Origin of the sequence: Streptomyces sp. NPDC014894, from assembly GCF_043080985.1 — a bacterium.
Taxonomy (GTDB): Bacteria; Actinomycetota; Actinomycetes; order Streptomycetales; family Streptomycetaceae; genus Streptomyces.
Genome location: NZ_JBIBWD010000035.1, coordinates 1 through 13,479, shown reverse-complemented (window position 1 = coordinate 13,479; position 13,479 = coordinate 1). Strand labels below are relative to the sequence as shown.

At 73.9% G+C, this 13,479-nt stretch carries 4 protein-coding genes; 3 read left to right on the top strand and 1 reads right to left on the bottom strand.

All coding sequences use genetic code 11. The annotated features are described in order from the left end of the window. The 3 genes from ACF089_RS35680 to ACF089_RS35670 form a co-directional block, all read left to right on the top strand. On the top strand, nt 1-3,306 hold a 3,306-nt coding region (locus ACF089_RS35680; protein WP_392036332.1), incomplete at its 5' end, for a type I polyketide synthase. Nucleotides 3,307-3,444: 138 nt separating this feature from the next. Next, nucleotides 3,445-7,980 carry an amino acid adenylation domain-containing protein gene (locus ACF089_RS35675; RefSeq protein ID WP_392036329.1) on the top strand — a complete coding sequence of 1,512 codons (4,536 nt, stop codon included), beginning with the start codon at nt 3,445-3,447 and terminating at the stop codon, nt 7,978-7,980. A 162-nt stretch (nt 7,981-8,142) separates the two neighbouring features. Next, entirely contained in the window at nt 8,143-12,708 is a 4,566-nt protein-coding gene (locus ACF089_RS35670; protein WP_392036326.1) for an amino acid adenylation domain-containing protein, read from the top strand. Between the two features lie 81 nt (nt 12,709-12,789). Here the strand turns inward: ACF089_RS35670 and ACF089_RS35665 are convergent. Further along, nucleotides 12,790-13,479 (bottom strand): phosphopantetheine-binding protein (locus tag ACF089_RS35665; RefSeq protein ID WP_392036323.1); only part of this gene is annotated, 690 nt, incomplete at its 5' end.

The following is a 13,479-nucleotide window of genomic DNA, read 5'->3' as shown; positions in this document are numbered from 1 at the left end:
ACCCACACCCTCCACCGCAACCACCCCGACCACCACCACTACCAAACCACCCTCACCACCCTCCACACCCACCACCACCAACCCACCCACCACAACAAAAACAACAAGAAACCCAAAACACACCTCCCCACGTATGCCTTCGAACGAAGCTCCTACTGGCTCACCTCCGGCAAGCGCGAAGCGGAACGATCGTCTTCGGAGCACCCGCTTCTGGGCGCGCCGCTGGATCTGGCCGATCCCGAGGGCCGCCGGTTCTCGGGCGAGTTGGAGCAGGGGCGGCCGTGGTTCATCGAGCAGCACCGGCTGGCCGGGACCGCAGTGCTGCCGGGGGCGGCGATGCTGGAGTGGGCGGTCGCCGCGGTCCGGGCCTCGGTCTCGACAGACGGCTCGGCCAACGGCTCGACCGAGGCCACGAGCACGGCCACGAGCACGGCCACGAGCACGGCCACGGGCACAGGCGCGGGCACAGGCACGGATGGCACCGGCACGGCGGAAGCAGCGCGCAGGGACGGCCTGGTTCTGGAAGGGGTGACCTTCGCGGAGTTCCTGCACTTCGGCGCTGGTACGCCCGTCAAGGTCCAGGCTTCGGTGGCGCCGGAGGGATCCGGCTTCCGGGTCCGGTGTTTCGGGCGGCAGGAGGATCCGTCCGGGGATGGGGACGGGGGCGGAAGTCCCGGAGCGTGGACGGAGCATCTGACGGTCGCTCTCGCCACTCCGGCGACCGAGCCGGCGCGGCCGGCCCGGTCGGTGGATCTCGACGCGCTGCGGGAGCGGATGTCGACCGCCGACCCGGACGAGCTGTATGAGCGGGTCGGGCGGGTCGGGGTCGAGTACGGAACCGCGTTCCGGGGGCTGAGTCGACTGCTGCGCCGGGGTGAGGACGAGGTGCTCGGGCTGGTCGAGGTGGCGGAGGCGGAACGCGACTCGGCGACGTACACGCTGCATCCGGTCGTGCTCGATGTGTGCTTCCAGACCGTGGCGGCCTTCACCCGGGGCGCCGATGTGCTGCGGCTGCCGGTCGGGGTGGACCGGGTGGTCGTGTACGGCCGGCTCCCGTCGCGTGTGTGGTGTCACGCCCGTGGGCGCGGGTTCGCAGCGTCGGGCGACTTCTCCATGGATCTGGATCTGCTGTCGGACTCCGGTGAGCTGCTGGTGGCCGTCGAGGGGCTGCGGTTCCGTACGGTCTCGCCCGCGGCGGTGCGCGGTCTGACGGTCAGCCGTCCGCGCGAGTACGAGATCGAATGGGCGCCGTTCACCCCGCCCGCCGCCCCGCCCGCCGAGGCCGTGGCCCAGGCCGACGCGGACGCGGACGCCGTATGGCTGGTCGTCGGACGCGATCCGGACGGCTCGGGCGGCTGGCACGGGCGGCTGCTGTGCGACGGCATGCCGTCGGACGGGGCCGCGATGGCGGTGGACCCCGAGTCGGAGTCCGCTTTGAAGGAGTTCTTCGGCGCGCGGCTCTCCGACGCGCTGGAGACCCTGCGCTCAGGCACGGGAATGGGCACCGGCACAAGCACGGGCACAGGCACCGGCACAAGCACGGGCCCGGGCACGGCCGCCGGATCGAGGCACCGGATCGCGGGGCTGCTGCTGGACGCCGTGGCCTCCCCCGAAGCGGCGGACGCCCGGCGACCGGACTCCGGCGGGGCCTCGGAATCCCCTGAGCCGGGCACGGACGACCCGGAGATCGAGGCCGTCTACCGGCTCGCCCACCACTCCCTGCTCCTCCTGAAGCACTTCCTGCGGGCCCACGCCGACGCGCGGCCCCGGGTGGTCATCCGCTCGGCGGGCGCGGCGCCGGGCGCGGGCGGTTCGGCGGTGCTGGCTCAGTCGGTGCTCACCGGGGCGGCCAAGGCCGTGATCTCCGACCACCCGGATCTCCGGTGCGTGCAGATCGATCTCGACCCGGGCGGACCCGTGCCCTCGGCGGCGGAGACCGTCGAGCGGGCCGCGCTGCTCCCCGGGGCCGGTCATCTGGCCGTGCGCGGGGGCCGCTGGTACGAGGCGCGGCTGACGGAGCGTGAGCTGTCGGGCGGGCGGCCGCCGGTCACCGTACGGCCGGACGGCACCTATCTGATCACCGGCGGACTGGGCGGTCTGGGGCTGGCGGCGGCTCGGTGGCTCGCCCGGCAGGGCGCGCGGTCGCTGGTGCTGACGGGTCGCCGGGCGCCGGCCGGGGCCGAGGTCCCGCCGGAGGTGGCGGCGCTGCGGGCGAGCGGGGTTCGGGTGGAGATCCGGCGGGCGGACGTGGCGCGGCGCGAGGAGGTCGCTGAGCTGATGGCGTTCGCGCGGCGTGAGCTGCCGCCGGTGCGCGGTGTGCTGCATCTGGCGGGTGTCACGGACGACGCGGTCCTGGACAAGCAGGACTGGCCGCGGATCCGCCGGGTGCTGGATCCCAAGGTCCGCGGGGCGTGGAATGTGCATCGGGAGTGCCGGGACGCGGGCGAGGAGCTGGACTTCTTCGTGCTGTTCTCGTCGATGACGTCGATGACGGGGGCAGCCGGGCAGTCCGGCTATGTGCTGGCGAACACGGTGCTCGACGCGTTCGCCGCGCACCGCCGCGGGCTGGGGCTCTCGGGTCTGAGCGTCGGGTGGGGGGCCTGGGCGGAGGTCGGCATGGCGGCGCGGTCCGGGGCGCTGGAGGGTCTGGCGGCGGCGGGCGTGGACGCGATGCCGCCCCGGCAGGCGTTCGAGGCGTTCTCCAGGATCACGGCCGGAGCCGGAGCCGGAGCCGGTTCCGGATCGGGAGCCGGCTCCGGACCAGGGGCCGGCTCCGGACCAGGGGCCGGCTCCGGAAGCGGGGCGCATGTGGGGCTGGCCCGGATGGACTGGCGCCGTTACGCGGCGGTCGCGGCGCGCTCGGTGCCGTACACCCTGCTGGCCTCGGTGCTGCCGGGCGACGGCGGCGCGGCGCTCGGCGGCGGTGGCCGGTCGCGGTCGGTGGAGGAGCTGACCGAGCTGGGGAGCGCGGATCCGGGGCGGCTGCGGGAGCTGGTTCTGACGGAGCTGCTCGACGCGGTCGCGCTGCTGCTGGATCTCGGGGAGCGGCAGCGCGAGGAGCTGCGCCCGGTGTTCGCCGGGACGCGGCTGCCGATGCTGGGGCTCGATTCGCTGACGACTGTCCGGCTGCGCAGCCGGTTGATGGGCGACTACGCGGCGGACGTTCCGGCGGACTTCCTCTTCGGCGGGGGCACGGCGCTGGAGATCGCCGAGTTCGTCTGCCGTCAGATCACCCTGCGCGGGGTGCTGGCCTCGGACGAGGACATCGCCGAGGGCTCGGGCGACACGGAGGTGCTGACGCTGTGAGAGCGCGGCCCGCCCCGGGTCACCGGGGCGGGCCCACCCCGTCCGGTCCGCCCCCGTCCGTCCCGACCCGCCGACCCGCCGACCCGCCGACCCGCCGACCCGCCGGGCGATCCGCCCGGCGATGAGAGAGGTTCCGTCGTGAGCACGAGAGGTTCCGCCCTGGATCCGCAGACACCGCGGACGCCACCGACCCCGCCGGCCCCACCGACCCTGCCGGCCTCGCCGACCTCGCCCGTCGCCTCGCTGCTGAACGAGCTGGCCGGGCTGGGCGTCAAGCTGCGGCTGGTCGACGGTGACCGTCTGGAGGTGCAGGCGCCGCGCGGCAGTCTGACCCCGGAGCTGCGCGAGGCGCTCGCCGGGCGCAAGAAGGAGATCGTGGCCTGGCTGGCGCGCCCGGTGGACGGTTCCGGCGGCCCGGGCGGCGGCGGGCTGCCGGTGGTGCGGCACGACGCGGAGCGGCTGTACGAGCCGTTCGCGCCGTCGGACTTGCAGCAGTCGTTCCTGATGGGAAGCCGTGAGGGCTTCGAGTTCTATGTGCGCCCGCATCAGTACGGCGAGTTCGAGTTCGAGGATCTGGACCCGGAGCGCTTCGAGGCGGCGTTCAACCGGGCGGTGCGCCGTCAGCGCAAGAACATCGTGGTGGCCGGGGAGGACATGCTGCTGCGTACGGTGCGCGACCCCGCTCCGGTGGAGTTCACGGTGTCGGATCTGCGGGGGCTGCCGCCGGCGGAGGCCGAGCGGCTGATGGAGCGGACCCGTGAGTCGATGTGCCGGCAGGAGCCGGCGCACGACCGATGGCCCTGGCTGACACCGCACTTGAGTCTGTACGACGGGAATCGGGCGCGGTTCCACCACAACAACAACAATCTCTTCGCCGACGCGCCGAGCGCGTTCCGGCTGCTGACGGACGCGCGGCACTACTACGACCGTCCGGATCAGGAGCTGCCGGAGCTGGAGGTGGCGTTCCGGGACTGTGTGCTGGCGCTGGCGGAGCTGGAGGATTCGCCGCTGGGCCGGGCGTCGAAGGCGTACTGGTGCGAGCGGATGGCCGACTGGCCGGGGGCGCCCGAGCTGCCGCTGGTGAGCGGCGCCGCGCGGCACGGCAGGTCGATGCTGTCGCGGCGGGAGCTGCTGCTGCCGCCCGAGGTCCGGGAGTCCTTGCGGGCGAAGGCGGACGAGCGGGGTCTGACGCTGACGAATGTGCTGCTGGGCGCGCACGCGGAGGTGATCGCGCGGTGGAGCGGTTCGCGTCATTTCCTGCTGAACAACATGATCACGCATCGGCTGCCGATCCATCCGCAGATGGGGGAGCTGCTGGGCAACTTCGCCTCGCTCTATCCCCTGGAGGTGGACTGGCGGCACGCGGAGAGCTTCGAGGACCGGGTCCGCCGGCTCCAGTCGCGGGTGATGGCCGACACCGAGCACACGTTCTGGAGCGGGAACAAGGTGCTGCAGACGCTCAATCAGGTGCGGCGTACGCCGGGGAGCGCGGTGTGTCCGTTCGCGGTGGGCAGCGCGCTGTTCGTGGGGCCGGCGGATCCTCCCCGGCACAGTCTGCTGGAGACGCCTCAGACGCTGTTGGACACGGAGTTCTGGGAGCTGCGCGACGGCAGGCTGTGGGTGATCTGGGACGTCATCGAGTCGATGTTCCCGGCCGGTCTGATCGATTCGATGCTGGAGGCGTACGGGACGCTGGTGACCCGGCTCGCGGAGGACGAGTCGGCGTGGGCGGCGCGGGACGCGGACTCGGCGGCCGGAGCCCTCGCCGGGGCGGAGCGGGACGCCCGGGAGCGGATCAACGCGGAGGCGCTCGCGGAGGCGCCCGAGCCGCCCGCCCGGTCGCTCGGGGAGCTGCTGTCGCCGAGGGCGGAGGACTCCTCCCCGGCGGTGGCCGGTCCCGGTCAGACGCTGAGCTACGCCGAGTTGCACGCGTACGCGGGCCGGATCGCGGCCCGGCTGCTCGGGTGCGGGGTGGTCGCGGGCGATGTGGTGGCGGTGGCGCTGCCGAAGGGGCCGGAGCAGATAGCGGCCGTCCACGGGGTGCTCGCGGCGGGCGCGGCCTATGTGCCGGTCGATCCGGACTGGCCCGCTGACCGGGTGCGCTATGTCCTCGCCGACACCGGGGCGGCGGCCGTGGTGACGGCGGACGCGCTGAGGGACGAGGTCGCGGGCCGCGCGGGGCCGCCGGCGGTGACGGTGGAGGAGGCCCTCCGGGGCGAGGCGCTCACGGCGGCGGGACCGGGGCGGGAGCCGGGGGATCTGGCGTACATCATCTATACGTCGGGGTCCACGGGCCGGCCCAAGGGCGCGATGCTCGATCACCGGGGGCCGCTCAACACGATCGCCGAGATCAACCGGCGCTTCGGGGTGACCTCGTCGGACGTGGTGTTCGGGGTCTCGTCGCTCTGTTTCGACCTCTCGGTCTACGACGTCTTCGGGACGGCGGCGGCGGGCGCGACGCTGGTGCTGCCGGCCGCCTCGCGGACGGATCCGGCGTCGTGGATCGAGACGGTGCGCTCGCGGGGGGTGACGGTGTGGAACTCGGTGCCCGCGGTGATGCAGCTCTTCGTGGAGGAGGCGTTCGCGGCCGGGGTGCGGCTGCCGTCGCTGCGTACGGTGCTGCTCAGCGGGGACTGGATTCCGGTGGATCTGCCGGGACGGATCCGTGAGGTCGCGCCGAACGCGCGGGTGGTGAGTCTGGGCGGGGCCACGGAGGCGTCGATCTGGTCGATCTGCTTCCCGGTGGACGCACCGGATCCGGCGTGGTCGAGCATCCCGTACGGGCGGCCGCTGGCGGGGCAGAGCTGGCATGTGCTGGACGAGGCGGGGCGGGACGCGCCGGTGTGGGTGCCGGGCGATCTGTACATCGGCGGGCGGGGGCTCGCTCTCGGCTACTGGGGGGACGAGGAGCGGACACGGGCGGCGTTCGTCCGTCATCCGCGCACCGGGGAGCGGCTGTATCGCACCGGTGACCTGGGGCGCTATCTGCCCGACGGGGACATCGAGTTCCTGGGGCGCGGCGACTTCCAGGTGAAGATCCAGGGCTTCCGGGTGGAGCTGGGCGAGATCGAGCACGCGCTGCTGGAGTGTCCGGGGGTGGGCCGGGCCGCGGTGGTGGCCCCCGACTCGGGCTCCGGCCGGCGGCTGGAGGCGTTCGTCGTACGGGAGTCGGGTACGGCCGCGCCCGGCGGCGGCGCACCGCCCGCGCACGGGGAGCGGGAGACGGGACCGGGCGGGGACGAACCCGGCGTACCGGAGGCGGAGGCAGGACCGGGCGGGGGCGGGCGACTCGTACCGGGGCCGGAGGCAGGACCGGATGACGACGGGCGCCTCGTAACGGACCCGGCGGCCGGTTCCGGCCGCGACGAGCGGTTCGTACGGGAGGTGTTGGCCGAGGTGGCGCTGCGGGTGCCGCGCTATATGGTGCCCGGCCGGGTGAGCGTCCTCGACGCCCTTCCGCTGACCGGGAACGGCAAGCTGGACCGGCGGGCGCTGGAGTCGATGAGCGGGCCCCGGGGCGGGCCGGATCGGGTGCACACCTCGCCGCGGACCGCGCTGGAGACGCTGCTCACCGAGGTGTGGCGGTCGGTGCTCGGCGTGGGCCGGATCGGGGTGCACGACGACTTCTTCGATCTGGGCGGGCAGTCGTTCGCCGCGCTGCGGGTGCTGCGCCAGGTCGCTGAGCGCACCGGCCGCCGGGTGCCGCTGGGGCTGCTGCTGGAGAAGCGGACCGTCGCGGGCCTCGCGGAGAGCCTGCGGGCGGCGCGGGCTGCCTGGTCGCCGCTGGTGACCCTGCGCGGCGCGGGACCCGGCCGGGCGTCGCGTACCCCGCTGTTCCTGGTGCATCCGGCGGGCGGCAACGTCGTCTGCTACCGGGAGCTGGCCGAACGGCTCGATCGCCGCGTGTACGCCTTCCAGGCCCCGGGGCCCGCGACCGGGCAGGAACCGCCGTCGACCGTGGCCGGGCTGGCCGAGCTGTACGCCGGGGCGCTGCGCGAGGAGTGTCCCGAGGGGCCCTATCTGCTCGGCGGCTGGTCCTCGGGGGCGGTGATCGCCGTGGCGGCGGCGCGGCTGCTGGAGGAGGCGGGCGAGCGGGTGGAGCGGGTCCTGGTGCTGGACTCGCCCGCGCCGTCGCCCGTGGCGGAGACGGCGGGCACGGCGGAGACGTCAGGCACAGCGGGAACAGCGGGCACAGCCGGCACTGCGGGCACGGCGGAGATCGACGAGGCGCGGCTGCTGGTGTGGTTCCTGGAGGACCTCGGCATCGGTCTGCGCCCGGAGCACGCCCCGCTCGACCGGGTGCGGCGGCTGGACGGGATGCGGGACGGCGACCGGCTGGCCCGGACGCTGGACCTCGCGAACGAGAGGGGCCTGCCCCGGGGCGGGCTCGACGCGGCCGATCTGGTGTCCGCGCTCGCCGTGTTCCGCGGGGTCGTACGGGCCTGCCACAGCCATCGGGCGAAGGGCGTGGACGCCGCGATCACGGTGCTGCGCGCGGCGGACGGCCAGGTCGGCGAGTTCGCCGGGCATCCGGACACCGGCTCCCCCGACTGGGGCTGGTCCGCCGTCTCCCGCGCCGGCGCGAGCGCCGTCACGGTTCGGGCGTCGCACTACACGCTGCTCACCGACCCGGCCGCGCTCGCGGTGGTCGCCGATGTGATCGACCGGGACTGAGCACCCGGCCTTCCGGACGCCCGGACGCCTGGGCACCCGGGCCCCGCGACCGCCCGGGACACACCCCGCTCGCCGTCGTCGCCGAAGTGATCGACCAGCACCGACCGTCCCGCGGGCCGAGCCCCGCCGGATACCGACCGACCTGATGTCTGGAGACCCGAGATGGCCCAAGAACTCCTGTCCGAGCTGCACCGCAGAGGCGTCAAACTACGCCTCGCGGGCGATCGCCTGGACATCGTCGCCCCGGCGGGCACGCTCACCGACGAACTGCGTGAACGGCTGCGGCAGAGCCGGGACGATCTGATCGCGCTGCTCCGGCGCAGCGGCGCGGGCCCCGAGACCGGGGAACGGGTGCGGCCGCGCCCCGACGAGCGGTACGCCCCGTTTCCGCTCACCGACATCCAGCACGCCTACTGGGTGGGGCGCGGCTCGGCGCTGGAGCTGGGCGGGGTGTCGACGCATCTCTACTTCGAGCTGGAGCGCACCGGTCTTGAGGTGGAGCGGCTGACGGAGAGTCTGCGGCGGTTGATCGAGCGGCACGACATGCTGCGGGCCGTCGTCCGGCCGGACGGCCGGCAGCGGATTCTGCGGGAGGTCGCGCCGTATGAGATCGCGGTGTGCGATCTGCGCGGCGAGGGGCCGGAGGGGGAGCGCGCGGGGGTGGAGCGGATCCGCCGGGAGATGGACCATCAGGTGCTGCCGGCGGACCGGGCGCCGATGTTCGACATTCGCGCCTGTCTGCTGGACGGCGACCGGATCCGGCTGCACATCAGCATCGACGTGCTCATCCTGGACGGGCTGAGTCTGTACGTCCTGTTCGGGGAGTGGCGGCGGTTCTACGAGGAGCCGGGGTGGCGGCCGGAGCCGCTGTCGCTGTCGTACCGGGACTATGTGCTGCACGAGGAGGCGGCCCGGGAGGGCGCGCGCCACCGCGAGGACGAGGCGTACTGGCTGGAGCGGCTGGACACGCTGCCGCCCGCTCCGGAGCTGCCGCTCGCGGTGCTGCCCGGCCGGCTGGAGCGGACGGAGTTCACCCGGCGCGCGGCCCGGCTGTCGCGGGAGCGGTGGGGCGCGGTCAAGGAGACGGCCCGGCGGCACGGGCTGACTCCCTCGGCGGTGCTGATGACGGCGTTCGGGGATGTGCTGCGCCGCTGGTCGGCCCAGCCGGACTTCACGCTGAATCTGACGCTGTTCAACCGGCCTCCGGTGCATCCGCAGATCGACCGGGTCATCGGTGACTTCACCACGCTGACGATGCTGGAGATGCGGGAGCGGCGCGGGGTGTCGTTCGTGGACCGGGCCCGGGCGGTGCAGAGCACGCTCATGCGGGATCTGGAGCATATGTCGTACAACGGTGTGCGGGTGCTGCGGGAGCGGGCGCGGCGGCTGGGCGGCGGTCCGGCGGCGGCGATGCCGGTGGTGTTCACGAGCGCGCTGGTGCTGGGTTCGCCGGAGGGGGATCCGGCGGAGGGGATCCGTTTCTTCGGTGAGCGGGTGCACGGGCTGACGCAGACTCCGCAGGTGTGGCTGGATCACCAGACCTCGGAGGAGCGGGGTGAGCTGCTGTTCAACTGGGACGCGGTGGAGGCGCTGTTCCCGGCCGGGGTGCTGGACGACATGTTCGGCGTCTACTGCCGGGCGCTGGAGGAGCTGGCGGACGACGCCGGGGGGTGGGAGGCGGTGGGCGCGGTCGCGGCGCTGCCCGCGTGGCAGAGCGAGGAGCGGCGGGAGGCCAATGACACGGCGGCGGGGCCGGCGGGCGCGGACAGTCTGTGCGAGCTGGTGGAGGCGCGGGCCCGGCTGAGCCCCGACGCGGTGGCGGTGATCAGCGAGGAGGGGGAGCTGACGTATCGGGAGACGGTGGAGCGCGCGCGCCGGCTGGCCCGATGTCTGAAGGGGCTGGGGGCGGTGCGGGACTCGGTCGTCGCGGTGGTGCTGCCCCGGGGCGGCGAGCAGGTCTCGGCGGTGATCGGGGTGCAGCAGTCGGGGGCGGGCTATCTGCCGATAGAGCCCCGGTGGCCGCGGGCGCGGCGCGAGCAGCTGCTCCGGGAGAGCGGTGCGCGGATCGTGGTGACGTCGCCGTCGCTGCGGGGCTCGTTCGAGGGGATCGAGGGGGTGCGGGTGATCGTCTGCTCGGATCCGGAGGTGACGGCGGCGAGCGCGGAGCCGCTGGAGTCGGCGCCGTCGGGGGACGATCTGGCGTACGTGATCTACACCTCGGGTTCCACCGGGCGGCCCAAGGGGGTGGCGATCGACCACCGGGCGGCCGTGAACACGGTCGTGGACATGAACGAGCGGTTCGGGGTCGGGCCGGGCGACCGGGTGCTCGCGGTGTCGTCGCTGAGCTTCGATCTGTCGGTGTACGACGTGTTCGGCCTGCTCGCGGCGGGCGGCACCGTCGTCATGCCGTCCCCCGCGCAGGCCCAGGACCCGGCGCACTGGTCGGAGCTGGCGGAGCGTCATGGGGTGACGGTCTGGAACTCGGTGCCCGCGCTGATGCAGGCGTGGGTGGACGCCGGGGGCGGGGACGCCGCCGGGCCCGCGTCGACGGTGCGTCTGGTGCTGCTCAGCGGGGACTGGATTCCGGTGGCGCTGCCGGACGCGGTGCGCGCCCGGCACTCCCGGGCGGAGGTGGTCAGCCTCGGCGGTGCGACGGAGGCGTCGATCTGGTCGGTGTGCTATCCGGTCGGGGAGGTCCCGGCCGACTGGGCGCGGATTCCGTACGGCAAGCCGCTGGCCCGTCAGACGCTGCATGTGTACGACGGGGAGCTGGAGCCGTGTCCGGTCTGGGCCACGGGTGAGATCTTCATCGGCGGCGCGGGGGTGGCGCGGGGCTACTGGGGCGATCCGGAGCGGACGGCGGAGCGTTTCGTCGTGCATCCGCGCACCGGGGAGCGGCTGTACCGGACGGGGGATCTGGGGCGTTATCTGCCGGGCGGGGACATCGAGTTCCTGGGCCGGGAGGATCTCCAGGTGAAGGTGAACGGCTATCGGATCGAGCTGGGGGAGATCGCGTCGGCGCTGCTGCGGCAGCCGGGGGTCGCGGACGCCGTCGCGGGCGTGGACACCAGCCCGAAGACGGGGCACCGGCAGCTCGTGGCGCATGTCGTCCCGGCCGTCGCGGACATGTCGCCGGCCGGGGCGGGCGAGGGGGACCACCGGACGGTGTGGGAGGCGGCGCTCGACGCGCTGCGGACCCGGGCCGCGCTGGGCGCGGAGGAGCTGGCGGCGCCGCTCGGCGCGTACCGGGGCATGCTGGAGGCGCTGGAGGCCCTGACGCCGTCGCTGATGGCCCGTACGCTCGCGCGGCTCGGTGTGTTCGCCCGGGCCGGGGAGACGGCGACCGCCGCCGGGATCGTCGCCGGGGGCGGGGTCCGTCCCGGCTATCGGGGGCTCGTGGAACGATGGCTCGGCGTCCTGTGCGAGGAGGGGACGCTCCGGGCGGGGGCCGGGCCCGGCGAGTACGTCTGCGACACGCCGCTGGACGCCGGGGCGCTGGACGAGCGGGTACGGGAGGGGCTGGCCGCCCTCGACGTCCGGGGCAGCGACGCGGTCCTGGCCGGCTACTTCGCCGACTGCGCCGAGCGGCAGATCGAGATGCTCCGGGGCGGGACCAGCCCGCTGGCCCTGCTGCTGGCGGACGACGGCCGGAAGGTGACGGAGGCCCTGTACGCGCGAAACGCCGTGTCCACGCTGCAGAACGGCGTGGTGGCCCGGGGGGTGCGGGCCTTCGCCGGGGCCCGAGGCGCTCCGGGGCGTCCGGTGCGGGTGCTGGAGGTCGGCGCGGGCACGGGCGCGACGACGGCCGAGGTGCTCGACGCGCTGCCGGAGGGGCTCGTCCGGTACTCGTTCACGGATGTGTCGACGTACTTCACCAAGCGGGCCGAGGAGCGCTTCGGGGACCGGTCCGGGGTCGACTACGGGATCTTCGACGTCGACCGTGAGCCGGCCTCGCAGGGGGTGGAGCCGGGCTCGGTGGATCTGGTGATCGCGGCCAATGTCCTGCACGACGCCAAGGACGCGCTGTGGAGCCTGACCCGGCTGCGCTCGGTCCTCGCGCCCGGCGGGCTGCTGATGCTCGTGGAGGGGACGGTCAATTCGCGGCAGCAGATGGTGACGGTCGGCTTCATCGAGGCGCTCGCGCAGGACCGGGGCGAGCAGCGGCTGCCGCTCCTGGGCGTGGAGCAGTGGCGGGGGCATCTGGAGGACGCCGGGTTCACCCGGTTCGCGGCGGTCCCGGGCCCCGGCTCCGCCGTCGACTTCCACGGCCAGCGGGTGCTGATCGCCCAGGCGCCCGGGGGCGGCACGGCCCGGCCCGAGCCCGACGGGCTGCGGCGGAGTCTGGAGGAGCTGCTGCCCGGATACATGGTGCCGCGGCATGTGATGGTCATCGACCGGATCCCCCTCACCGCCAACGGCAAGGTGGACCGGTCGGCGCTGCCCTCTCCCTGGGACGACTCCGGGGCCGACGAGCGGACCGCGCCCCGGAACGCCCGGGAGGAGACCGTGTTCGCGATCTGGAGCGCCGCTCTGGGGCACGGCGACTTCGGTGTCACCGAGGACTTCTTCGATCTGGGCGGCGACTCGCTGCACGCGGTGGCCATCCTGGGCCGGCTGCGGGAGGAGTTCGACTTCGAGGGCGCGGAGGAGGACGGCTTGGAGCTGCTCTTCGACCATCCGACCATCGCGGAGCTGTGTGAGGCGCTGACGCCGCGCGGCGAGGACTGAGCGGGGCCGGCGGGGAGCCGCGTAAGGGGCGCGGCCCGGAGGATTCCGGGCCGCGCCCCTCGCGTCGTGCGGGCGGCCGGGTCAGGAGATGCCCAGTTCGTTGGTGATGAAGTCGAACATCTCACCGTCGCTGGCGGCCTCCAGGTCGGGGGCGTCCTCGGCGGTCTCCCGGGCTCGTCCGGCGTCGGTGCAGAGGGCGAGTAGTTCGCTCAGCCGGGCGGCGGCCGTCTCCCGCGCGCTCTCCCCCAGCTCCTGGCCGGACAGCAGTTCACGGACCCCGTCCAGCCGGTCGAGCAGCGGCGCGAGGGACAGCGTCTCGTGGGTGGCGGCCGACAGCCGGGTCTCCAGCTCGGCGGCGACCGCTTCGGGGGTGGGGTGGTCGAACGTGAGCGAGGTCGGCAGCCGGAGTCCGGTCGCGGCGCTGAGCCGCCCATGGAGTTCCACGGCCGCCAGCGAGTCGAATCCGAGCTGCTTGAACGTCCGCGTCTTGTCCACGGCCCGTGGGCCGTCCGTGCCGGCGATCACCGCGACATGGGCGCGGACGAGGGTGAGCAGCGACTCGGCGTCGAGCGGCGTGTCGTCGGGGAGGGGCTCTTCCTCGGTGAGGGGGGTGAGCCAGTGGGTGGTGCGTTGGAAGGGGTAGGTGGGGAGTTTGGTTGTGGGTCGTGGGTTGGTTTTGTGGTGGGTGGGTTGGTGGTGGTGGGTGTGGAGGGTGGTGAGGGTGGTTTGGTAGTGGTGGTGGTCGGGGTGGTTGCGGTGGAGGGTGTGGGT

What these genes read in the sequence shown, in the direction of transcription:
- ACF089_RS35670 (WP_392036326.1), top strand. Translation starts at nt 8,143, where the DNA reads ATGGCCCAAGAACTCCTGTCCGAGCTGCACCGCAGAGGCGTCAAACTA.